This window comes from Epilithonimonas hominis (genome assembly GCF_003730015.1).
GTDB classification, from domain to species: Bacteria; Bacteroidota; Bacteroidia; order Flavobacteriales; family Weeksellaceae; genus Epilithonimonas; species Epilithonimonas hominis.
In genome coordinates this window covers 1-23,716 of sequence record NZ_RJTU01000034.1, presented here as the reverse complement: position 1 = coordinate 23,716, position 23,716 = coordinate 1, and the positions used below count along the sequence as shown (strand labels likewise).

General features: G+C 35.2%; 21 protein-coding genes. 7 read left to right on the top strand and 14 right to left on the bottom strand.

Translation table 11 applies throughout. The features are described 5' to 3' along the window. Positions 1-71 precede the first annotated feature (71 nt). Together obgE and EGH73_RS04605 are read left to right on the top strand one after the other, a co-directional pair. Positions 72-1,055, top strand: coding sequence for a GTPase ObgE (gene obgE, locus EGH73_RS04610; protein WP_089767602.1), 984 nt, complete (start codon positions 72-74; stop codon positions 1,053-1,055). 181 nt (positions 1,056-1,236) lie between these two features. Next, entirely contained in the window at positions 1,237-2,487 is a 1,251-nt protein-coding gene (locus EGH73_RS04605) for a DEAD/DEAH box helicase (RefSeq protein WP_123280885.1), read from the top strand. Positions 2,488-2,516: 29 nt separating this feature from the next. Here the strand turns inward: EGH73_RS04605 and EGH73_RS04600 are convergent, their stop codons facing one another. The 10 genes from EGH73_RS04600 to EGH73_RS04550 form a co-directional block, all read right to left on the bottom strand. Continuing rightward, on the bottom strand, positions 2,517-3,281 hold the full coding sequence (locus EGH73_RS04600) for a TatD family hydrolase (RefSeq protein ID WP_123280884.1): 765 nt from the start codon (positions 3,279-3,281) through the stop codon (positions 2,517-2,519). Between the two features lie 69 nt (positions 3,282-3,350). Next, positions 3,351-4,301: a GSCFA domain-containing protein gene (locus EGH73_RS04595; RefSeq protein ID WP_123280883.1), complete on the bottom strand. Its 951-nt coding sequence runs from the start codon at positions 4,299-4,301 to the stop codon at positions 3,351-3,353. Between the two features lie 88 nt (positions 4,302-4,389). After that, on the bottom strand, positions 4,390-5,361 hold the full coding sequence (locus EGH73_RS04590) for a polyprenyl synthetase family protein (protein ID WP_123280882.1): 972 nt from the start codon (positions 5,359-5,361) through the stop codon (positions 4,390-4,392). A 303-nt stretch (positions 5,362-5,664) separates the two neighbouring features. Beyond that, positions 5,665-6,807, bottom strand: a complete 1,143-nt coding sequence (locus EGH73_RS04585; RefSeq protein ID WP_123280881.1) for an inorganic phosphate transporter — start codon at positions 6,805-6,807, stop codon at positions 5,665-5,667. 28 nt (positions 6,808-6,835) lie between these two features. Further along, positions 6,836-7,474, bottom strand: a complete 639-nt coding sequence (locus EGH73_RS04580) for a DUF47 domain-containing protein (RefSeq protein WP_123280880.1) — start codon at positions 7,472-7,474, stop codon at positions 6,836-6,838. 149 nt (positions 7,475-7,623) lie between these two features. Then, a complete protein-coding gene (locus tag EGH73_RS04575; RefSeq protein WP_123280879.1) occupies positions 7,624-9,318 on the bottom strand; it encodes a DEAD/DEAH box helicase in 1,695 nt (564 codons plus the stop codon). A gap of 244 nt (positions 9,319-9,562) precedes the next feature. Next, on the bottom strand, positions 9,563-10,981 hold the full coding sequence (locus EGH73_RS04570; RefSeq protein ID WP_123280878.1) for an L-serine ammonia-lyase: 1,419 nt from the start codon (positions 10,979-10,981) through the stop codon (positions 9,563-9,565). Between the two features lie 308 nt (positions 10,982-11,289). Then, a complete protein-coding gene (locus tag EGH73_RS04560) occupies positions 11,290-11,931 on the bottom strand; it encodes an alpha/beta hydrolase (RefSeq protein WP_123280876.1) in 642 nt (213 codons plus the stop codon). Between the two features lie 172 nt (positions 11,932-12,103). Then, entirely contained in the window at positions 12,104-12,670 is a 567-nt protein-coding gene (locus tag EGH73_RS04555) for a YceI family protein (RefSeq protein ID WP_123280875.1), read from the bottom strand. A gap of 164 nt (positions 12,671-12,834) precedes the next feature. After that, positions 12,835-13,422, bottom strand: a complete 588-nt coding sequence (locus tag EGH73_RS04550) for a hypothetical protein (RefSeq protein WP_123280874.1) — start codon at positions 13,420-13,422, stop codon at positions 12,835-12,837. Positions 13,423-13,836: 414 nt separating this feature from the next. On the opposite strand from EGH73_RS04550, the gene EGH73_RS04545 reads away from it, so the two are divergent. Beyond that, on the top strand, positions 13,837-14,259 hold the full coding sequence (locus EGH73_RS04545; RefSeq protein WP_123280996.1) for an organic hydroperoxide resistance protein: 423 nt from the start codon (positions 13,837-13,839) through the stop codon (positions 14,257-14,259). A gap of 72 nt (positions 14,260-14,331) precedes the next feature. Next, positions 14,332-14,760 (top strand): MarR family winged helix-turn-helix transcriptional regulator, encoded by a 429-nt coding sequence (locus tag EGH73_RS04540; RefSeq protein ID WP_123280873.1) that lies wholly within the window; start codon positions 14,332-14,334, stop codon positions 14,758-14,760. A gap of 153 nt (positions 14,761-14,913) precedes the next feature. Here the strand turns inward: EGH73_RS04540 and EGH73_RS04535 are convergent, their stop codons facing one another. Then, entirely contained in the window at positions 14,914-15,936 is a 1,023-nt protein-coding gene (locus tag EGH73_RS04535; protein ID WP_123280872.1) for a 3-oxoacyl-ACP synthase III family protein, read from the bottom strand. A gap of 322 nt (positions 15,937-16,258) precedes the next feature. Between EGH73_RS04535 and EGH73_RS04530 the strand changes: the two genes are divergently transcribed. The 3 genes from EGH73_RS04530 to EGH73_RS04520 all read left to right on the top strand — a co-directional run bounded on the left by EGH73_RS04530 (position 16,259) and on the right by EGH73_RS04520 (position 18,308). Beyond that, the gene (locus EGH73_RS04530) at positions 16,259-17,161 is read left to right on the top strand and encodes a magnesium transporter CorA family protein (RefSeq protein WP_123280871.1); all 903 of its coding nucleotides are present in this window, start codon (positions 16,259-16,261) and stop codon (positions 17,159-17,161) included. A 9-nt stretch (positions 17,162-17,170) separates the two neighbouring features. After that, positions 17,171-18,061 (top strand): endonuclease/exonuclease/phosphatase family protein, encoded by an 891-nt coding sequence (locus EGH73_RS04525; RefSeq protein WP_123280870.1) that lies wholly within the window; start codon positions 17,171-17,173, stop codon positions 18,059-18,061. A 76-nt stretch (positions 18,062-18,137) separates the two neighbouring features. Further along, the gene (locus tag EGH73_RS04520; RefSeq protein WP_123280869.1) at positions 18,138-18,308 is read left to right on the top strand and encodes a lmo0937 family membrane protein; all 171 of its coding nucleotides are present in this window, start codon (positions 18,138-18,140) and stop codon (positions 18,306-18,308) included. A 737-nt stretch (positions 18,309-19,045) separates the two neighbouring features. On the opposite strand, the gene cas2 is transcribed toward EGH73_RS04520, so the two are convergent. The 3 genes from cas2 to cas9 all read right to left on the bottom strand — a co-directional run bounded on the left by cas2 (position 19,046) and on the right by cas9 (position 23,375). Beyond that, positions 19,046-19,384 (bottom strand): CRISPR-associated endonuclease Cas2, encoded by a 339-nt coding sequence (cas2, locus tag EGH73_RS04515; protein WP_007842732.1) that lies wholly within the window; start codon positions 19,382-19,384, stop codon positions 19,046-19,048. Positions 19,385-19,492: 108 nt separating this feature from the next. Further along, complete coding sequence (gene cas1, locus EGH73_RS04510; protein ID WP_123280868.1) at positions 19,493-20,386, bottom strand: type II CRISPR-associated endonuclease Cas1; 894 nt, start codon at positions 20,384-20,386, stop codon at positions 19,493-19,495. A 1-nt stretch (position 20,387) separates the two neighbouring features. Further along, positions 20,388-23,375, bottom strand: coding sequence for a type II CRISPR RNA-guided endonuclease Cas9 (gene cas9, locus EGH73_RS04505; RefSeq protein ID WP_245985417.1), 2,988 nt, complete (start codon positions 23,373-23,375; stop codon positions 20,388-20,390). Between the last annotated feature and the right edge of the window lie 341 nt (positions 23,376-23,716).

The window sequence follows — 23,716 nt, the reverse complement described above, 5'->3', positions numbered from 1 at the left end:
GCAGGAAGATGGAAGTGTGAAGCGGGAATTTTTCCATCTTCGGACTTCCATCTTCCATCAATAAAAACATTATGTCCAATTTTGTAGATTACGTAAAAATTCATTGTAAAAGTGGCCATGGCGGAGCCGGATCCGCACACCTGCGAAGAGAAAAATATATACCAAAAGGTGGTCCGGACGGAGGAGACGGCGGGCGTGGCGGTCACGTAATTATGAAAGGTAATGCTAATGAATGGACACTACTCCCACTGCGGTACACACGACACGTGAAAGCGGAACGCGGTCAGAATGGAGGTAAAAATCAATTAACCGGAGCTTATGGAGCCGATGTTTATATCAATGTTCCTCTAGGTACGATTGCTAAAAATGAAGACGGAGAAATCATCGGTGAAATAATGGAAGACGGTCAGGAGATTATTCTAATGGAAGGTGGAAAAGGCGGTCTTGGAAACGAAAACTTCAAATCATCCACCAACCAAACACCGAGATATGCACAACCCGGAATGGAAGGTCAGGAAGGTTATGTGATTTTCGAGTTGAAGATCTTAGCAGATGTTGGTCTGGTAGGATTTCCAAACGCAGGGAAATCAACCTTATTATCATCCGTCTCCGCAGCCAAACCAAAAATTGCAGATTACGCTTTTACAACGCTTACACCCAATCTGGGAATCGTGGAATGGCGAAATTACAAATCCTTCGTAATGGCTGATATTCCTGGAATTATTGAAGGGGCAGCAGAAGGAAAAGGACTCGGACACCGATTTTTAAGACATATCGAGCGTAATTCTATTTTATTATTTTTAATTCCTGCAGATTCTGAAGATCATTTTCAGGAGTTTAAAATCCTTGAAAACGAACTAAAAGAATACAATCCTGAACTGGTGGATAAAGATTTTATCTTATCTGTTTCAAAATCTGATCTTTTGGATGATGAATTAAAACGAGAAATCTCTGCAGAATTCCCAGAAAATAGACAGCCATTATTTTTCTCCGGCGTTACAGGTGAAGGTCTACAGGAACTAAAAGATGCAATCTGGAAGAAACTTCACGGATAGTTTTCTGAATAATTATTGTGAGAGATTCCGAAAAAAAAATGTCATCAGAATAACGGATGCTGTAAGGTCCGAGCTCAAAATTATTTTCTCAGACGGACTTTATTTTAAATAAGCTACCTTTGCAAAATATTATCAATTCCTTCCATTAGAAGGAATTTTTCTTTAATTTAAAATATTATAATTGAAATTTGAACAATTAGGCTTGATCAAGCCAATATTAGACGCACTGAGTTCTCAAGGTTACGAACAACCTACACCCATTCAGGAAAAAGCAATTCCCTCCATTTTACAGGGAAAAGATTTATTAGGAAGCGCACAGACAGGAACAGGAAAAACTGCAGCATTTGCAATCCCCATATTACAGAATTTATCTGACAAAAACCAGCCAAAAAATCATATAAAAGCATTGATTCTTACACCGACAAGAGAATTGGCGATTCAGATTCAGGAAAATTTCCAAGCCTATGGAAAACATCTTAAGCTGAAATCACTTGTTATTTTTGGGGGTGTGAAACAACATCACCAGGAAAATGACCTTAGAAACGGTGTTGATATCTTGGTAGCTACGCCCGGCAGATTGCTAGATTTTATTTCCCAAGGAATTATTAAATTAAACCAACTGGAAATATTTGTTTTAGATGAAGCAGACCGAATGCTCGATATGGGATTTGTTCACGATGTAAAAAGAATTCTGAAATTACTTCCACCGAAAAGACAAAACCTTTTCTTCTCTGCAACGATGCCGAAAGAGATTGCTAATTTGGCGTCAGATATTCTGGTGAATCCAGTAAAAGTAGAAGTTGCTCCGGTTTCTTCTACCGCAGACACAATCCAGCAAAGTATTTATTTTGTGGACAAAGATGATAAAACCGATCTTTTAGTCCATCTGTTGCAAGACCCGAAGCTGGATCAAGTTTTGGTATTTTCTAGAACCAAACACGGTGCAGATAAAATCGCGAGAAAATTGCATCAGTCCAAAATTTCGGCAGAAGCAATACACGGAAATAAGTCTCAAAACGCAAGACAAAATGCACTTAACAATTTCAAAACGAAGAAAACAAGAGTTTTGGTGGCTACAGATATTGCTGCAAGAGGAATTGATATTGACGAGCTGAAATATGTAGTGAATTACGAACTTTCCGATGTTTCAGAAACTTATGTTCACAGAATCGGAAGAACTGGTAGAGCCGGTTCAGAAGGAACTTCTTTTTCGTTTGTTGATGGATTGGATTTGGCAAATCTTAGAAGCACAGAAAAATTGATTGGGAAAAAGATTCCTGTCGTAAAAGATCACCCTTATCATACTGATAATTTGGTTGAACAGAAAAGAGACAGTAATAACAAGCCTTTTACACCTAGGCAAAAACCTCAGGCAAAGACCGAAATAGGTTTCAAGAAACCTAAAAACAAAGGATTTTTTAGAAAGAAATAAAAAAGAAAACCGGAAGTAATTTCCGGTTTTTATATTTCAAATAGCTTCAAAGCATTCTCTGTAGTGATTCTATCAATCTCTGCGAAATCAGTTTTGTAAATATCTACCAATTTTCCGGCAACCAATTTGACATAAGCACTTTCATTTCGTTTTCCTCGGAAAGGAACGGGAGCCAGATAAGGTGAGTCTGTTTCCAAAACGATTTTATCTAACGGAATTTCATTCAGAAATTGGTCTATTTTTCCGTTTTTAAAGGTCACTACTCCACCGATTCCTAAAATAAATTGAAGGTCGATAGCATGCTGTGCTTGTTCCAAATTTCCAGAAAAACAATGAAAAATCCCACGGAGTTTCGGGTGTTTTTTTCTTTCCAGAACTTCAAAAGTTTCTTCGAAGCTTTCTCTTGTATGGATGACAATTGGTAAATCTCTTTCTATCGCCCAATCAATCTGTTGTTCAAAAGCTTTTACCTGAATATCCAAAGTTGATTTGTCCCAATATAAATCAATCCCAATTTCTCCGATCGCTACAAAATCTCTTTGATCCAAATAATTTTTAACTAATTGTAATTCATTTTCCCAAGATTCTGGCTGTACTGAACAAGGATGCAATCCCATCATCGAGAAAATTTTTCCGGGATATTCGGTTTCCAAAAGCAACATTTTCTGATGAGTTTCCGAATCGATTGCGGGAAGAAAAAATTTTTCCACGCCTTGATCTAAAGCCCGTTGAATCATCTCAGAACGGTCATCATCAAATTGGTCGGAATATAAATGGGTGTGAGTGTCTATCATAATTAATTATCAATGGTTAATTATTAATGATTAATCAAAATTCAATTAATCATTGACAATTAATAATTACTAAAATATTTTATGTTTAACTTTTTTTTGTTGTTCAATCTTTTTCTGATTGATTTTATCCAAAAACTCCTGATATTTTGGATTTTTGTCGTCGTTGGTTTTGTGATTCAGAGCAGTTAAGATTTTATTATTTTCATTGATAAAAACCTTAGCTTCATCAGAAAAATAAGCATTCCCGAATTTCTCCCAAATATACTGAACCGCTTGAGAATTAGGGTGAATCAAATCATCTTTGTAAAAACGATAATCGCGAAGATCATCCATCAAAATCTCATAAACAGGTAGATAACTGCAATTTTCTTTTCCAGAAATAGATTCGTGAATTGCTGTAAGCAACTTAGATTTACTCAATTGATTTTCTACAATGCCGTCTTTGGTATGACGAACCGGCGAAACCGTAAACAAAATCTGAACATCATCTTTACAAATGTCTTTCAGAATTTCAATCGTTTTATTGATAGAATCCGTCAGTTCATGATGTGATAAAAATCGTTTTTCAAAAAACTTTTGTGGTATCTTATGACAATTCGCCACCAATCTGTTTTGCGGCAAAAACTCATAAATATAAGAAGTTCCAAATGTGATAATTACAAAATTTGTGCTTTGCAAAAACTGATTGGCTTCTTCTATATTTTGATTGATTTTATCCAAAGATTTGTGTGCATATCTGGAGTCAAACGACGAATGATGATCAAGACTGATGTAATTTTCGTTAGCTAAAATCAAATCTTTTTCCTGATATTCTTTCGCATCATAAATCTGCTGAATAGCCTGAAAAATGGAAAACGGATTGAAAATAGTCCCGAAAGGATTGTTAAGAGATTGAATTTGACCTTGAGAAAATTTTTCGTGCATTTCCGTCGCAAAACAAGAACCAATCGAAAATATACAATCTTCAATACCTATTTTTTTCCTACTCTCATTAATCTCTACTTCTGTCCTGAATTTCATTTTGTTTTTGTTGAATTGTTGATTGGTAAAACCGCTTTTAATGCAACAATCGATTCTACAATTTCACGATTTTACAGTTTTTAATTTTCTAGCTTTCTCTTCTCAAAAGATAATTTGCTAATTCTCGGAAAGGTAATTTACTCTCGTCTGGAAGATTGATTTTATCCAAATAAGATTGTCCAATCTCATTATGTTTTTGGATTAATCTCAAAACTTTGTCATCTACTTTAGTTCTTCTGAAGATTTTCTCAACACTATAAACCTTATCAACATTATCTGTTTTTTTAGAATACCAATAATTCAGTTCAGATAATTCTTCTTCGTTGGCGTGTTGTAAAGCCAGCAGATAAAGAATGGTTTTTTTATTCTCATAAATATCTCCGGCGTGTTTTTTCCCAAACTGTTCCTGATTTCCGAAAACATCCAAATAATCATCCATAATTTGGAACGCAATACCAATATGTTTACCGAAGTTATACATCGCTTCTGCATCTTCTTCTGACGCACCAGCAATCAAAGCTCCGATTTGGAACGATGATGCGCTTAGAACACCTGTTTTAAAAGTAATCATCTGAATATAATCTTCATAACTTACATCCGACCTGTTTTCAAAATTGATATCAAACTGTTGACCTTCACAAAGAACAGCTCCTGTTTCAGAAAATATTTTGATACATTTTTTGAATAATTCTGGCTCCAGATCTTCAAAAAACTGATAAGCTTTAATTAACAAAGCATCACCAGAAAGAATTCCAACGTTGATCCCGTGAAGGGTATGAATTGTAGGCTTGTTTCTTCTTAGTGGCGCTTCATCCATAATATCATCATGAATCAAAGTAAAATTGTGGAAGAATTCTATTGCCAACGAGGGTTTTAAAGCTTTTTCCAAATCACCCTTGAAAAGATCACAAGCCATCAATAACATTATCGGACGAAGTCTTTTCCCACCGTGAGAAATGATGTAGTTCATTGGTTGATACAATTCATCCGGCTTGTTGGTGAAAGTATGTTTTTCGATAGCGTCTGCTACAATTTTCTGATACTGATCTAGAAATTCCATTTGAAAACTTGTTTAAGGCAAAAATACGATTTTTAAGCGTTTTCAGAAACCGGATTTGACAATAATCTGAAAAGATTTCAAAGCAAAATGATTAAAAAAATACTACCATGACAAACCGTAAAATTACGTTCTCGCTGCGTAAGGGTGAAGGCAAATGTTGGAACCTCTGTGCGCCATAGGTACAGAGCGACTTGCCGAAGACCGACCCGCTTGGGTTTCTACGCTAAAAAAAACCTCATAGATTCTGGAATCTATGAGGTTTTTTAGTCTTGGGAGCAATCCAAGGGGATACGCCCTAATATTTTATTTTATAAGAATTACCAAAAGATAGGTGACACCTGCAATAATTGCGCTGATAGGAATTGTAAGCACCCAAGCCCACAATAAACTTACGGTAACGCCCCATCTCACAGCTGATACTCTTTTTGTAAGACCTACTCCTATAATTGAACCTGTAATGGTATGCGTAGTAGAAACAGGAATTCCTAAGTGATCTGTTATAAAAAGTGTCACAGCTCCGGCTGTTTCTGCACTCACACCTTCCAGAGGGGTCACTTTGGTAATTCTGGTTCCCATTGTTTTGATAATTTTCCAGCCACCACTCATTGTTCCCAAACCAATAGCCAGGAATGAAACAAATGGCACCCAAAGGTAATGTTGAGCAAAATATGTAAATCTTCCCGCTTCCGGAATGTTTAGATATTGAGGATCCTGAAGTACATTAACATGATAATAAATCATAGCTGCACCGATAATTCCCATAACCTTCTGAGCATCATTGGTTCCGTGACCAAGACTAAACAAGGCGGATGATACCAACTGAAGCTTTTTGAAAGCGCGTTCTGCTTTGTGCGGATTGGTTCTTTTGCAAATATTTACGATAATCAATGTTATGATAATAGAGACAAACATCCCGATAAAAGGTGCCAAAAATATGAACAGAAAAATTGGGATGACTACCTTATACTTCACAACACTCTGTGAAAAAAGTTGTTTAAATGCCTGATAAACATTCTCAAAGAAAGACTTGTCTGGATTACTGATAACCACATTATGGTAATCTGAGGTAAAAGCATACATCAGTGCTGCACCTATGAAACCACCAATCAGAGTATGAGAGGAAGAAGACGGAATACCAAACCACCAAGTGAAAAGATTCCAGGTAATTGCAGCAATTAGTCCCGCAAAGATAACCTCCAGATTAATAAAGTTTTCGTCTACAGTTTTGGCAATCGTATTACCAATTTTAAATTCGCCGATAACATAAGCTGCCAGAAAAAATGCTGCAAAGTTCCAGAGTGCTGCCCAAAGTACAGCCTGAAAAGGTGTAAGCACCTTTGTAGAAACAATGGTTGCAATGGAGTTGGCTGCATCGTGAAAACCATTGATATAATCGAAAATCAGCGCCAATGCGATGATGATGATAAGTAGAATTGGAAAATCCATTCGTTTTTTTTGTTTTGTAAAAACCCGTTTATGCGTATTTAATAACGATGCTTTCCATCGTATTAGCAACATCTTCTGCTTTGTCTGTTACCACTTCCAGATAATCCAAGATGGATTTTTGTTTAATGATAAGGATAGCATCGTTGGTTTCAAATAATTTTACAATGGCCTGGCTAAGAACATCGTCCGCAATATTTTCGTAAGAATTGATCTTGATACAAGATTCTCTTACTTCATCAGGATTCTTAAAATCTTTCAGGTTTTCCAAAGCTTTTTTAATTTCAAGACAAGACTTGTAAATCAAAAGTGAAAACTCCGTGTAGGCTTTATTTTCACCAGCTTTGTAAAGGTAGATGTATTTTGCAGATGCATAGATATAGTCCGCAATATCATCTAAACCTGTTGCCAGATAATTAATATCTTCTCTGTCAAACGGTGTGATGAAATTCTCTCCTAACTGTACAAAGATCTCGTGGGTGATGTCATCCATCTTGTGTTCATAATCACTCATCTGGTTTAGAAGTGCTTCGTCATTGATGTCGAATTCTAATAATCCATCGTGAAAAGTTTTGGACATTTCTACTAATGTTTCCGCAACGCGAAGGAACAAATCAAAGAAAATTTTGTCTTTTGGCTGGAATGCCCTGAAAATATTACCTATTCCCATTTTTATTGTTAATTTGTGCAAATATGATAAAAAAGAAAAGGTCACGGAAATTTTTATATTAAATAATTATTAAGATTCGAAACAAGAAAAACCTGCTGATTAGCAGGTTGTTATAATTTATCTTAAGCGTTAAAATTAATATTTAAGCATTAATTTGCAACTTCAGCGCGCATTTCTTTTCCCCGAAATTTCATAGTAGTCAATCCATCTAAAACTTCATTCTTGTATGACTTCTCTATTTCGAAGAAACTGAATTTATCTAAAATTTCGATGTTACCGATATCAGCTCTTTTTTTGGACTTAGAAGTCGCTTTATTGATGATGTCCAACATATCCACTTTTTTCAGTTGGTCTCTTTTCCCAAGATTGAAGAAGAATCTTACCATATCTTCATTTTTTCTTCTTGGTTTTCCACCTCTGTCATTTCTATCGTTACGTTCTCTTCTTTCTCTTGGCTCTCCGTTTCTTTCACGCTCTCTTCCTCTCTCCCTTCTGCTTCCTCTGTCATCTCCTCTACTACTAAGCTCTTGCTGTTGGATATCGTTTCTATCCTTATAATAAGTTGCAAGATCTTTCAATTGGAATTGCAATAATTGATGAACCAATTCTTCTTTGGTAAAGTTAGAAAGGTCTGGAATCAAACTATTATCAAATTGGAAGAAATCTTCGTGCTCTGTCAATAATTTTTCGAAAACACCACCCACCTGAGCTTTGATAATATCTTTTCCAGTTGGAATTTTTTTCTCCTCGATATCGATTTTAGTTTCAGATTTGATTTGCTTCAATTTTCTAGACTCTTCTGGTTTAATCAAAGCCATAGAAATTCCGTCTTTACCTGCACGTCCTGTTCTTCCGCTTCTGTGAACAAAAACTTCTGGATCATCTGGTAAAGAGAAATGGATAACGTGCGTCAAAGAATCCACATCCAAACCTCTCGCTGCAACATCTGTTGCCACCAAAATATCGATGTTTTTCAGTCTGAATTTTTTCATTACTGTATCTCTCTGTGCTTGAGAAAGATCACCATGAAGTGCATCTGCTGCGTAACCATTTTGCATCAAGAAATCTGCAATTTCCTGAGTTTCCATTCTTGTTCTACAGAAAATGATTGAATATTGATTCGGATTTGCATCTATCAATCTCTTCAAAGCTTCTTTTTTCTGTCTGTAACCAACCACATAATATTCGTGCTTGATGTTTTTCTTAACTGCATTGATAGATCCAACAGAAATTCTGTGAGGATTGGTCAAATAGTTTTTAGAAATACGCTCTACTTCTTTGTTCATCGTTGCAGAGAACAAGAAAGTTTGCTTAGTTTCCGGTGTTTCGCTAAGAATAGTTTCCAAATCATCTTTGAAACCCATTGATAACATTTCGTCTGCCTCATCCAAAACCACCCACTGCACTTCAGAAAAGTCAAGTGCTTTTCTTCCGATCATATCGATCACACGACCCGGAGTTCCCACAATAATTTGCGGTTTGTCTCTCAAAGATCGGATTTGATCCATAATGCTACTACCACCATAAACTGCTGTAGTTTTGATGTCTTTTAGGTATTTTGTATAATTTTTGATGTCTTTGGTAATCTGAAGGCAAAGTTCACGAGTAGGGCAAAGCACCAATAATTGGATTTTACGACTATTGTCGTCTATCATATCCAAAATCGGAAGCGAAAATGCTGCTGTTTTGCCTGTTCCTGTTGCCGCAAGTGCGATAAGATCGCGAGTATCTGTAGAGATAAAAGGAATAGTCTGTTTTTGGATTTCTGTCGGCTCTACGAAGCCGAGGTCGCCAATCGCCTGAAGAACTTCAGCGCTAAGATTGGATTCCGTAAATAAATTCATTTAAAAAGATCGTCTAATTTGCTGCAAAGATACGAATTTTATTTTTGCTAACAAAATGACTTCTTTTTTAACGATTCTTTATTACATAAAATTAATATTGGAAAGATAAATATTAGAAGCTAGATATTAGAAAATTAGAATCGAAGTATCATATTAAAAGAATCGGCTTATTTGAAAAAGCTTCGATTATTTTTTGTAGGTCTTCGGAATTTATAGACAGACCATTCTTCATACTCGTTTACTGTTAACATTCGGCAACATTCACTGCGACAGCCAGTCCGCCTTCAGAAGTTTCTTTATATTTTGAATTCATATCCAAAGCAGTTTCCCACATCGATTTGATAACACTGTCAAGAGACACTTTTGCTTTTGTTGGATCGCCATCCAAAGCTAAAGAAGCTGCTGTGATGGCTTTCATTGCGCCCATAGAATTTCGTTCTATACAAGGAATTTGAACCAATCCGCCTATTGGATCACAAGTCAGTCCAAGGTGATGTTCCATCGCTATTTCTGCCGCCATCAAGACTTGTCCAGGCGTTCCTCCAGAAATCTCAGTCAGTCCTGCCGCTGCCATTGCTGAAGAAACGCCAACCTCTGCCTGACAACCGCCCATTGCTGCAGAAATCGTTGCATTCTTTTTAAAAATAGTTCCGATTTCACCTGCAACCAAAAGAAATCTGATAATATCTTCTTCTGAATTAAAGTCCGTAAAAGTTTGTGCATACATCAAAACGGCAGGAATCACACCACTTGCTCCGTTAGTTGGCGCAGTAATAATTCTTCCGAAAGAAGCATTTTCTTCATTAACAGCGAGAGCAAAACACGAAACCCATTTGGTAACAGAACTGAAAGTTTTCTGTTCATTCTTTACCATTTCGAACCATTCATTTTTATTTTTGTAAATCTGAGTTCCTAGAAGTTTTTCATTCATTTCAGAAGCCCGTCTTGTAACGTTCAGTCCACCTGGCAGAATTCCTTTTTTGTTGATGCTTTTATAAACGCAGTCTTTTATATTATCCCAGATTTCAAGTGCTTTCTGACGTGTTTCTTCGTGCGTTCTCCAAGATTCTTCGTTTAGGAAAACTAAATCGGAAATTTTATCAAGATTTAGTTTTTCACAATATTTCAGAATATCGCTGCCGTGATGACAAGGATACAGCGTTCTCACACATCTGTCCTCCATAGAATTATCTTCTCTGGTTGCTACAAAGCCACCTCCAACTGAATAATAATCTTGACTAAACTCTTCTCCATTTTGGAAAATAACTTTGAAAATCATGCCGTTTGGATGGAAATCTAGAGATTTTTCTTTGTTAAGAATCAAATGATGCCCATAGATAAACGGCAACCAAACTTCTCCTCCAAGATGGATTTTTTGTTCTGATTTTATTTTTTCAATCTTTGCGTCAATCGTATTGGTATCAATGGTTCGGAAATTTTCTCCGCTGAGACCGAGCATTCCTGCGATGTCGGTTCCGTGGCCGATTCCTGTTTTTGCCAATGAGCCAAAGAATTCTACAAAAACTTCTTTCACATCTTGTAAAGAATGATTTCGCTGTACCAAATCCAAAAACATTTTCGCGGCGTTCCAAGGTCCCATTGTGTGGGAAGATGAAGGTCCGATTCCGATTTTTATAATATCAAAAACACTGATAGATTCCATTAAATTGTAAAAAATTATCGGTTGTAAAAGTAATTGATTTTTACAAATTATCTACATATGAAATATTATTTTGTTAAATCCTGATATTGAGACCAATGTTGATTCTGGCGAAGCGCAGCCCGACTGATCTCATTTTCTTTATTTCCCTTTTTGAATCGATGAATCTCGTTCCTCGATTTGAGTGGAGTTCACTGTTTGCGGATTACTCCGTTTCTTTTTGGATTGTAAACTTCTGGCAAAAAATAGCGAGAGCCCTTCGACAAGCTCAGGATAAACTACTGGCGGATTAAGCTGCCCAAATAAAAATTCTATACAAAAATGGTCTTTAAAATGTCGGAAACTTCTTTCGATTTGGTAACTGGAAAAAGATGTGTGGCATTTTCTATCACGAAATCTGGTTTGGAATTTTTGATGGGAAAAACAATGTCTTTGTCTGCCAAAATCTGAATGACATCCGGCAATTTATCGAATTTCCACTTGGTAATTTTATCCATAGACCATTTGAGATAATACGGGTCTCTTACTCGGAAATATTGGGTAAGTTTTGGATTTTTTGGGTCAAATAATTTTCTAAAAAATGAATAAAACAATGTTGTATTTCCATTGAAAACTCTGAGTGGGATATATTTTACGGCATTAGTTTTTTGTCCTGCGAGAATCAGTTTTGATTTTTCAGCATCGCAACGGATACTTCCTAAAATGACAATTCTTTTTGCTGGCTTTAATTTGTGAATTTCTTGAACGATGATTCCACCGAAAGAATATCCCAAAAGGTAAAATGGCTCAGAATGATCAATTGTATTTGCCATTCTATTAACATAATGATGAAAATCTTCACTTTCTTCCGGAATGAGCCAGGGAATGTGAACGACTTCTATTTCTGGATTGAAAGTCAATTTTTCGAGCACTTTCTCATCAGCCCCGAGCCCGCTTATGGTGTAGAGTTTCATTAACTTGATTTTTGAACACAAAGTCAGCAAAGATTTTTCGAATTAATTGAAAACATTTTTAAGGTTCGCAAAGACGTAAAACTTAGCCATGACTTGAAATAACATTCAAATTTAAAATAAAAAAAAGAGCAGAAAAAATTCTGCTCTTGGTATTTCTGTATTACTGTGGTAATTATTTTACGCTGATTTTCACTTTCAAATCAACATCGTCTTTTACCAAAACGTCTTGCATTGTAGATTTGTAAGCCACATCGAATTTTTGTCTGTCAAAAGAAAACTTATCAGACTCCAAAGTTACCACCCCATTCTTTGCAGTAATTTTTGCAGGGAAAGAAACAGGATTTGTTTTTCCTTTTACTGTAAGATTCCCGTTTACAACAAAATTGTAATCTTTGCTCGCGTTTTTCTTAACAGAAGTGATTTTGTAAGTAGCTGTAGGATATTTTTCAACTTCGAAAAAATCACCGTTTTTTAAGTGACCATTCAGTTTTCCTTGATATTCACCAGAAAGATCTGTTGCGTTGATGGTTGTCATATCCAAGACAAATTGTCCTCCTACAACAGAACCATTTTTAAGAACAAGATTTCCAGATTTTACATTCACAGTTCCATCGTGTGAAGATGCTTCTGTTTTTGCAATTTTATAACCCCACCAGTGTACATCAGAACTTGCCAATTTTTTGGTCTGTCCAAACGCTAATCCACTGATCAAAACGCCTAATAATAATGCTTTTTTCATTTTTTAAATTTAACAATGCAAATGTAAATAGAATCATCTACAATTGGTATTGATGTATGATAAGTTTTTAAAAAAATTAACGCCCACAAGTTAATGCAGGCGTTAATTAAGTCATAGTTTAATTGCTCTATTATAAAAAGCAGTATGCTTTTCTAAATAAATGATTATTTTCCTAAAGGAATGTTGTAGCTGAATCCAACACCAATTGCTCCAGCATTGTAATCCTGATCTGCTATTTGTCCTTTGTCTCCAGTGAAAGTTTTATTATACTGTACAAAGAAGTTCCAGTCACGATTATGGTATCCAATTTCTGGTCTGATATAGAAACCACCGTCTGGTCTATCTACATTAGCATAAGCTGCATTAGAACTTGTTGCTACCTTATCATCACCTACGATGAAACCGTAACCTAGATCTGCACCAAAATAAATTCCTGTCTGTTTAGGATAAACTCTAAACAATGCTGCAACAGGAATTACTCCGAAGTCATTATTATCTACTTTTACGTTATTAATTGTAGCGTTTTTACCGAAATAATGGTTATAACCCGTTGCGATACCAAGACCAAAACCTGGCGTAATCAGATTCTGATAAGAAAGATCTACTCCTAGATTTGCAGATGTATTACCACCTGTAGATACACCTCCATTAAGTCCTACTTTGAACATATTGGTCATATCAGCACTTTGAGCTGAAACTACTCCACCAGCCAAAATTCCTAGACCTAATACCAATTGCTTTAAAGTTTTCATATTTTTAAATTTTACATAGGAGACATTGTAAATTCCGTGCCAAAAAAATATTTTGTTTCATCCTTCTAACAAAAGAAACATTAAAATTCTAATTTTCAATTATTTAAAATTTTAAAAAAAATATTTAAGTCAAGATTAAAAACTGCCATTTTATCAATCTTGATTTATTCAATGGGCAAAATTTTTGCAAAAGACAAATATATTTTAGAGATAACTTCCTGCAAAATAAATGTAATCGCCAAAAATCCTTGGAAAGGATTATAGTTATTATGATTTTATCTAAAATTGAATTTAAAAAACACATTATAGCTTACATCAATGATTGATTTTGATGTAAACTTCAATTTATATTGTGAACAATATAATATTACACCATACATTTGTCTCATCAAAAAATATTTAAACATCAACAAAATGAAAACATTGTACAGCATTGGCGCTACAGCCAAAGGAGGAAGAAACGGAAACGTAAAAAGCGATAACGGAATTTTGGATTTGGAAGTGAGAATGCCAAAAGGTCTTGGTGGAGCAAATGATGATTTTGCTAATCCTGAAATGCTTTTTGCTGCAGGATATGCAGCTTGTTTTGACAGCGCATTGAACTTGGTTATCAAACAAAGCAAAATCGAAACTGGCGAAACAACCGTAACTGCCAAAGTCGGAATTGGTCAAATCGAGAATGGTGGATTTGGTCTAGAAGCAGAATTGCACGCTAATATCCCTGGAGTTTCTTTGGAACAAGCTCAGGAATTGATTGAGAAAGCACATCAAGTCTGTCCTTATTCTAATGCAACAAGAGGAAATATCGAAGTTAAGCTGACTGTGAGCAACGACTAAATTTGTTTTCCCAACACTAAAGGGAGCAAAATTACTTATCTTTGAATAGAGGACTTCAATCTAAAACTCAATATGGAAGATTTATTAAAATTAGACAAACAACTTTGCTTTTCTGTTTATGTTTTACATCGCGAAATCATGCAGTGTTATCGTCCTATTCTTAAAAATATTGGGTTGACTTATCCGCAATACATCACGATGATGACGCTTTGGGAAAAAGATGATGTGACGGTGAATCAAGTTGGGGAAATTTTACAATTGGACAACGGCACTTTGACACCACTTTTGAAAAGATTAGAATCAAAAGGTTATCTGGAACGAAAACGAAGCAAGGAAGATGAGCGTGTTGTCAAAATTAATTTAACCGAAAAAGGTGTAAAACTCAAAGAAAATGCAAGTTACATCCCAATTGAATTAGCAAAAGCAATGAATCTCAATCTCGAAGAAATGGAGCAATTGAAAACATTGTCTGACAAAGTTGTTCAGAAAATTAATCAATAAGAAAAGAGCTATTCCGAAACGAATAGCTCTTTTTATTTCTCGCTGATTGTACAGATTTAGCTGAATATAAATCCTTAGAAATTAATCTGCTTAATCAGCAAACTCTGCGAGATATTTTTTTTATTAAATAAGTGTAAAAATATTCTTATCGAATTAATACTCAAATAAAACACTCCCCCAAGTGAAACCACTTCCGAAAGCCGACATACAAACCAAATCGCCACGTTTCATTCTACCTTCCTGAATCGCTTCGCTCAAAGCAATCGGAATTGACGCTGCGGTTGTATTGCCATATTTTTGGATATTAAAGAAAACTTTTTCATCTGGTAACCCCAATAGTTGATGAACATATTGTGCTATTCTAATATTGGCCTGATGAGGAATCAGCAAATCTAAATCTTCAATTGATTTTCCTGCTTTTTGGAGCGCTTCCATAATCGTTTCCGGGAAGCGTGTTACAGCGTGTTTGAAAACAAAATTTCCATTCATTACTGGATAGATATCTTCAGCTGCGATAGAATCCGGATTAGTAATCAGTACATCACTCCAGCCGAGCTTGGTTCCGGGAAATTTAACCGCCAGTTCTTCGGCATATTTTCCTTCGGAATGCATATTGACAGACAGTATGCCTCTTGCACTATCCCCTTCAGTTGCAGACAGGACAACCGCACCAGCACCATCTCCAAAAATAACGGAAACGCCACGCCCACGATCTGAAAAGTCCAACCCAAACGAATGAATCTCAGCTCCTACAACCAATACATTTTTATATAATCCTGATTTTATGAATGCGTCTGCAACACTCATTGCGTAGACAAAACCAGAACATTGATTCCTTACATCTAAAGCGCCAATAGTATCACATCCAAGCATTTCCTGCAAAAGCACACCAGAACCAGGAAAAAAATAGTCCGGAGAGAGTGTTGCAAAAACGATATAATCTATATCTTTAGCGGTAAGATTTGCATTTTTCAGAGCAATTTCAGACGCTTTGAAACCATAGAAAGACGTTGTTTCTTCCGAGTCTATACGGTTTTTCCTGTGTCTTCGTTCTTTTATACCCGTTCTTTCCGTAATCCACTCGTCATTGGTTGTCATTAGCTTAGAAAGATCATCATTGGTAACGGTATTTTCTGGCACATAATGCCCAACACCAGCAATCACACTTTTAAACATTTTTATGAATTAAAATTTTCCGCAAAAGTAATTATTTTATTTATTACATAACTATATGCAAGAAATCACAGATCAAACATAATTTTATCCAATAAAATACTCAATATCAAGCATTTATTTTCCGGCAATGTGAATTATAAAATAGGCAGAATTGTACGCAGCCCGGCCTGAATGGAGCTCTTTTTCTGTTATTGCGATGGATAAAATGTCTGCAAAATGTACAAAGATGTTAGCAATAACTGAAAAAAGCGGGAATGGAGGACGGAATAGCTGCCCCAATAAAAATTTGAATTGATAGGAAGATTTTATTTAGTTTTGTTTTATGCCAATTGAACAAAAATATAAGACTGCGCAATGGGAATGGATCGATGTGACTGCGCCTACGGATGAAGATCTCCGTTTTCTGCACGAGCGTTATCATATTAATTACCTTTTATTGGAAGATACGATAGATCCGAACCATCTTCCAAAGTTTGAAGAAGTGGGCGATGTGAAATTTTTCCTGGCAAGGGAATCTACGGATCTTGAAAGAAGAACGCTGAACAACATCAGCGACATCAGTAGTAAGCTAGGCATTTTCCTGCTTCCTAAACTCATCATCACTACACACCGGTCAAAAAGCAAAAGCATTTACGAGGTTTGCGACGAGTTGAAAAAAGAAAATCCGGAGAACATATCCAGAGATCATCTGGCGCTGAGGCTGGCTCTGAAAATTATCAAAACTTTTGATGATGAAAGCCGCAATCTGCTGGAAATTATGGATGCAATCGAGAATGAAATTTTTCTTAAAAACACCAACCAAAGCAACCAGATAAGACGCCTTTATAAGCTGAAAAGAAAATCTGGACTCAACACAAGAATCCTGAATATATCCGGAGAATGGATCTCTAAGTTCAAAACGCTGGATCTGGAAGAGGTAGAAGTGATGGATCTTCTGGACAAGCAAAAGGATGTGATCGCAGATTTTGACCACGTGAATGCGCAGACAGTAAACCTAATTTCTATGTTTCTGGCTCTGTCTGACCAGAAAGCCAACCAGGTGATGAAACTTTTGGCTATCTATTCTGTTTATTTCCTTCCAATTACCTTTATTGCTGGCGTTTACGGCATGAACTTCGACAATATGCCGGAACTGCATCATAAAAACGGCTATTATTTTACTTTGGGTTTAATGGTTCTGATTGTAGTGATTACCTTTATCTACACACGCCGGAAAAAATGGTAACAATCACTGATGAACAAAGAAATATTCCTGTTTTATAATGTCGAGAATTTTTTTCCTCCTAATGACAGCCAGAATCCCGTTCTTTACAATTGGGATGATTATAAGTATGAACTCAAGGTCAGGAAAATAAGTCAGGCTTTTCGTTTTATAAAAGACGATCTAGGTCAGTTGCCTGCAATTATTGGCTTAGCTGAAATTGGCGACCTGCGGGTTTTGGAAGATTTGACCAAGGAACATTCTCCATTGCAGAGCTATGCAATTATTTATCAAAAATCCGACGACTCTCGCGGTTTAAGCGTTGCATTGTTACTAAATCCTGACAAGTGCATTTTGCGAAGTTTCAGCTTTTTAAAGTTTCCTCTGGACGATAATCCGGAGTTCGATTCCAGAGATGTTTTGCAGGCTGAGGTAATGGTTAGTAATGAAAAATTCCAAGTATTTGTATTGCATCTTCCTTCAAAAAGAAATCTTGATATCAAGAAAAATCTCCGAAATCATATCCTGAAAAAATTAAGGTCGATCTTTGTTGAACTACATAAGAAAGGTGAAAAAATCATTATTATGGGAGACTTCAACGAAAATCCTGACCAAAATATAATTAAGGAAATCTGCAAAGACGATGAAAATAATACTGTAGTTAAAAATCCTTTTGAAATACTTTTTGATCACAACGTATTTTCTACATTTCACGGTAAAAAAGGCGTTTTGTTTGACCAAATTCTCATTTCTGAGATAGAAAAATCCTCTCACAAAGCCCTAATTTTCAATAGCGCCAAACTTTGCAACAAAGACAGAAAAAACAGTCAATTCCCTTTGAGAACCTACTCCGGATCAAGATATATCGGTGGTTACAGCGATCATTTTCCGGTGGCTCTCCTTTTAGAATATTCTCAACAATAAAATATTTTTTTTACAACTGAGACAAAAAGGCACAGTATGTGATAGTATCCCATCAATCACACTAAAAAATAAAATTATGAGAAGTCTATTATGGTTAGTCGCTGCTATTTGTATTGTAGTATGGCTATTAGGAATGCTGGGCGTAGTACCAGGAATGAGTACAGGTTATCTGGTTCATATATTATTGGTAATCGCTGTTGTAGTGGTATTGTTTAATATTATCTCTGGCAGAAAACCTCTTGACTAAGTTTTCTTTCCACTGAATAAATAAAAACAGCTTGTAAATATTTACAGGCTGTTTTTTATGTAAGTCAAGGCTGATTATGGATGTTATTAAAATTGGATTTAATTAAATAAAATGAAAAAAATAATACCGCAAAAAACAGTTTTCAATCATTTCAAGTTATTTTTAATGGCTAATAGTTAGCATTTATTTAAACACTACTACCTTCCTCACATGATATAACTTCCTTCCGCATCAAAACTTACAATCCATTTTTGAATTGCTTTCAAAAATTATTATCTTCGTGATGAAGGACAACTGTGGATGCTAAATTAAGATTCACGAATAAGTTGTGAATTGCTTTCAAAAATTATTATCTTCGTGATGAAGGACAACGACAACATTGTTAATGATTTTCATTGCTGTGTTGTGAATTGCTTTCAAAAATTATTATCTTCGTGATGAAGGACAACGACAACTCAAAACTCAACTGATGATTGGTTGTTGTGAATTGCTTTCAAAAATTATTATCTTCGTGATGAAGGACAACTCTGATAGATTCAGAACACACACCGAGTTAGTTGTGAATTGCTTTCAAAAATTATTATCTTCGTGATGAAGGACAACGTAACGGCAAAGATGTCGTTACCATTTTTAGTTGTGAATTGCTTTCAAAAATTATTATCTTCGTGATGAAGGACAACCTCAAAAAATAATCTACTGATTTTCAGTAGATTATTTTTGTTCTCAGGATTTAAAATTCAGAACAATTCGAGCTGTTGAAAGGTCGGTGGCGGTTCTTCTTTATTTCTGGCAAAAAAGATTTCGATATCTCCAAACTGTTTATCGGTAATGCACATAATGGCAACCTTTCCGGCTTTCGGAAGCATAAATTTTACTCTTTTGATATGAACTTCTGCATTTTCGCGGCTTGGACAATGACGCACATACATCGAAAACTGGAATAAAGTAAATCCGTCATCAATCAAAGCCTTCCGAAAACGGTTTGCATCTTTCATATTGGCTTTCGTTTCGGTCGGGAGGTCATATAATACTAAAACCCACATAATTCGATATGCATTAAACCTTTCGGCGTTCATTTTTGGTGACTATTGTTTGTTTGTCATAACGTTTGCAGCCCGACCTGAGTGGAATCCTTCGACTCCGCTCAGGATAAACTACAGGCGGATAAAGCTGCCATAAAAAAATTACATCAATTCCGGATAAGAAACCTGTCGTTTTTCTCCTGTGTAACATTTGTAAAGCGACGAAGCCGTAGTTTTTACTGCAACCAGCAACGGTCTTGTTTTGTCATCAATAAGTACATCTTTGGTCGCAATCTGGAGAATATAAGCTTTAAATTCCTTCGTCAGTTCTTCAGTATCCGGATAAATCTTCAGCCACTGCATCACGAGTAAATCAACAAACGGACGATAAGGCTCCATTAAATCATCGGCAAGGCAATAAGGATTGTATTTATTTTTATGAAAAATGCCGAGAACAGGCAAGAGTCCGGTTTCTACAATGGCTCTTGCCACAATACTTCTGAGCACGGCATATCCAAAATTGAAAAACTGATTGGGTGAATCTCCAAAACGCTGCCTCAAAAAATCCAGACTGATGAGGTATTTCCAGTAATGCTGCGCCGCAATTCCTTCCATATTCGTTATATCGCCAGATTTCACGTTTCTCTGATATTCAATCATCGGTTCGTAATAATTCCCCAGTTTCATAAGTACATTTTTCTGGTTTTCGATCTTACATTCCACGGTCTGTTTCCAAAGCTGTTTTTTGAGCGGTTCACTGGCTTCCAATTGATCTTTTACCCTATCCGAATGCTCTGTATGACCATACAAAGGCAACATAATCCCATGTGGCAAATGATGTGCGTCGCAACTTACTATCACTACATTGTTTCCCATCATTTTCTGAATCAGGTTGTGCGAAATGGTAATCTGATAATGATCCAGCATTAACAACCCCAAATCTTCCACAGGAACACTCCCCTTTTCCGTTTTGGTTTCCGGACAGAGGATTTTCAACTGCTCGTCTTTGAGCTTAAGATAAGCGGGATTGCCAATGTAGATGGAGCGGGTGATCATATTAAAAATTCCATTTTATCGTTCCATCAATATACATTTCAAAATCTTTTCCTTCTATTGCAAAATTCCATTGTCCTTGTCTTAATCTTAAAAATATTTGTTTCTCATTGAAATTTACAGATGAATATTCAGGATTATCTTTTTTCAATTCAGTATCAATACCTGCTGCCAAATGATGACGGAATTTAATTCTACCATCTTTTTCAAATTGATACATTCTAAACATTCTGTTGGATAATTCAGGTTTCTCTAAATCTTTTAATTCGTGAATACTATCTTTATAAAACAAGACTTTATCGCCGCTTTTTAAAACTGAATAAAGAGGCAGGTTTATTTTATTTTTCCCTTTCCCTGTTTCAAAATTTGAGAACTCCGGCTCAGTAAAAAGATTTTGAACATTTTTTAATTTAATTTCCGCTAAATCTACAATAGAAAGAATTCTCATCGCTTTTCCTGCATCACTTTTGTAAAACAGACAATAAGTATTTTCACCATTAGTTGCCAATGTAGATTTTTTATACTCTTTGTCAGAAACAAAACTGTGATTATGAACCTTAATTGCTGTAGTATATTTTAATCCATTTTCGAAACAACGTATTGTTCTTATTTTATTCACTTTATTACCTTTTTTATCAAGCATATAAACACCTTCAGTCAAAGCTGTTTTAAAATCTGTTTCTTCAACTTGTTTTTTAATTATTTTAAACAAATCTTTATCAACAATTGCTTTTTCAACTTCTTCAAGGCTTTTAAATCCTGGAGAATTTACATCCTTTTTATAAACCAAGGGTTTTCTGACAGCCAGATAAATTTCATCTTTAAGAATCATTTTTTTATTTTCATCAAATAAAATCTTGTTGTCTTCATCTCTTAAAGGCTGTTTGATGGCTCCGTAAAAAGTCTCTCCGTGTAACTGTCCACGAATTGTATCACCTTTTGCAACTCGTTTTTTTCTATTGCCCGCTTGATCTATGTCGTAAACGATTTTTCCTCTTTTTCTTATTGTCTTAGATGTTTGAGTAATCGTTCGGCTATCTGTAAGGTTATTAATCAAAACTTTATCTTTTAATTCCAAAATATAATTTTGAGAAAAGTTATCCCATTCCATAGGAATTTCGTGATAAGTTTTGCCCGTTCTGTTATCAATTTCGTTTTGATAAGCTTTGATAATTCTTTCTCTATGAAAAGCATTTGGAATTAAGGTAAGAATTGCAGCATCCTGCGCGTGATGACTGTGTACGCTTCTGTCTTTTTTAGAATCTTTTGACTGTACTTTATAAACCTTCTTAAAGATATCCGTAACTCCTCCTTTTTCCACAGAAACTCTTTTGAATAAGGTCTTAAAATATGGCAAAGCGTACTTGGTGATAATCTGAGTATCTCTCAACTGATTATTTCTCCATCCTGCTTTATATTCTGTAATAGTAAAAGTGGCTAATTTGGCTTTTAGATAATCCAAATCCATTTTTATGGTGTGATACTTTACAATACAAAAATCTTTGTACTCTTTTGTACTTGCATAAGAAGCCTTCTTTTTCCATTCATCAAATAGTTTTTCGAGCTCCTCAATCTTCTTCCAAGTAACTATTTTCTCTGTTTTACCTTTTAGTTCCTTTTCTTTTACTTTTCTTTCTCCAAACAGAAATTCTATGTTTCTGATTATTGGATTGTAGAATTCACCATTAATAACCTGTTCAATATCATAATTGACTAATTGTGTCGGAAATTTCTTTCCTTTTTGTAAACGGTTATATCCCGAGTCGGCAATGGTGAGATTTTTCAATTCGTTATCAAAACTGATACTTGCAGGAATTGTATGCTCAAAATCATACTTGTTACCAATGAATAAGTCAGAAAAAGAAATTGGCTTGCCTGTATAAAGGCAAATTTTGTTTTGTTCGTGCCACAATCTGATTTTACGGACTAATGTATCTTCATCGATAAGATTCACATTAGGAAACTGTTCCCGATAAACTGCAAGTTCTTTTCTGTAAGCATCATTTTCTTTTTCTCTTTCCTTTTGCCAAATCTCAATTGCTTTTCTTTTATTCTTATCATTAAGTTCTCTTGCAATTTCAATCACCACCTTGGTTTCTTCATCTATTTTTCCTGTCTGCAAGAGATAATTCACCAATTTTTTCAGTTTGTGTAAAGACTTCAATGCCATAGGATTTTTAAATCCTTTACTTAATGGCTCAGGATTGCCTAGTAATTTAATTTCCCGACCTTCAAAATCTGCATCAGGATTTCTTGTTAAAAAACTGCTTCTGTTTTTTTCTTTAACGTAATATTTTTTCTTTCCTACCGAATATTCTAAATAATTTTCAGCTTCAGCATAATTTTCCTGTTCAGACGGATGCCAAAGATATTTCTTCATATCGTCTGAAACGTGATAAGTATCTTTTAAAAAATTAAATATCTTTTCATCAATTCTTTCAGGCTGTACAAAAAGATTTTTCTTATCAAAAAAAGATTTCTTTAAAAACTCAAGGTATTTTCGTGAAACGTATGTAACAATATTTGTTTTACTTTCTTCTTCAAGTTTATCCCAGCTTTCCTGTCCGTAATTATCAATAATGCTTTTTAAGACCAGTTTTTTTTCAGTACTATCCAAATCTCTTTCATCAGTAATATAATAACGGTTTTCATCATTAAGCATTTCCGATATCAAACTATTGACAATCGCTGCATTTTTTCTATTAGCTAAATCCAAATTTAAAATCTTAGAAATCTCTTCGGAAAAATGATTAATCAATGTTTCGGAAATTTCATTTTCTCCAAGCATTTTATATAGATTAGCCATATACACAGCGTGGCTGTATAAAAACCCTTTTTGTAAATAGGGAAGAATTTTCTTAATAGCAGAAAGACTTAAAGTCGCAAAACCTTGTTGCAATTTGATTTTAGAAAATTTAGTCGCTTTTTCCTCATCTAAAATTAGCTTTTCTAAAGCAAATTTCTTAAGATTTTCCTGTCCGTCAAAAGTCATTAGAACGTGCCAAACGTCTTCAAAAGTATATTCGGTGTGAGATTTTTTGACAGGCTGTGAGCTTCTTTCTCCATTAATATCCCATTTTAGTATGTCTTTCCAGTTTACTCCAAATACATCCTGAAATTGTTTAAGTAATTTTACGGAAAGTACTTTTGTTTTTTTGTGATGCTTTGATGTTCTTTTGGCACCGTCTTTCTTTAGTTGTTTATCAATTTCGCTGAGTTCAAAATCAGGTTTTGATTTATAAAATATAGGATAAATCTTAGCTTGGATATATTCCTGTTTATTTTCATCTAAAGGTGGAATAATATTTAAGTTAATGACTACTTGATATTATG